Origin of the sequence: Kocuria cellulosilytica, from assembly GCF_040981245.1 — a bacterium.
GTDB lineage: Bacteria > Actinomycetota > Actinomycetes > Actinomycetales > Micrococcaceae > Kocuria > Kocuria cellulosilytica.
Genome location: NZ_JAVFWZ010000161.1, coordinates 1 through 509, shown reverse-complemented (window position 1 = coordinate 509; position 509 = coordinate 1). Strand labels below are relative to the sequence as shown.

The window sequence follows — 509 nt, the reverse complement described above, 5'->3', positions numbered from 1 at the left end:
TTCCACCCACTGGCTCGCCCACGGCACGGCCTGCTGCGTCGCCCACCGCACCGGCCCCGGCGGAGGAGGTGTACTACCCGGACTGCGACGCGGTGCGGGCGGCCGGCGCGGCGCCGCTGCGCGCGGACCAGCCCGGCTACCGCCCGGCCCTGGACCGCGGCGGGGAGCCGGGCGTGGCCTGCGAGGGCTGACCGGTCTCCCGTGACGGAGGACACTGGTCGTTGTCCGACCTGGGCGTTAGTGTCCCACTTGGGGAAGCCGAACGGCCGCTGGACTGCGTGACGTCCGCCACGAGGCGCCCCACCGGTTGCCCTGAGGGGATGTTTCATCCTGCTCGTCGGAGGACCCAACGGCGCGGCCGTCCGCCACCACTCGAACAGGAGCTGCCGTGCCCCTTCCGACCGCCGACCGTCCAGGTCTCGCCTACAACGCCAACGGGCTGCGCTCGTTGGCCCTGCCGGACGCCGTCCGGCTCCTCGCCGACTCCGGCTACGACGGCATCGAGCTGT

1 protein-coding gene is annotated in these 509 nt (G+C 73.9%); it reads left to right on the top strand.

The features are described from left to right. A partial coding sequence (locus tag RCG67_RS17495) for an excalibur calcium-binding domain-containing protein (RefSeq protein ID WP_368828096.1) occupies window positions 1–191 on the top strand: 191 nt, incomplete at its 5' end. Between the last annotated feature and the right edge of the window lie 318 nt (window positions 192–509).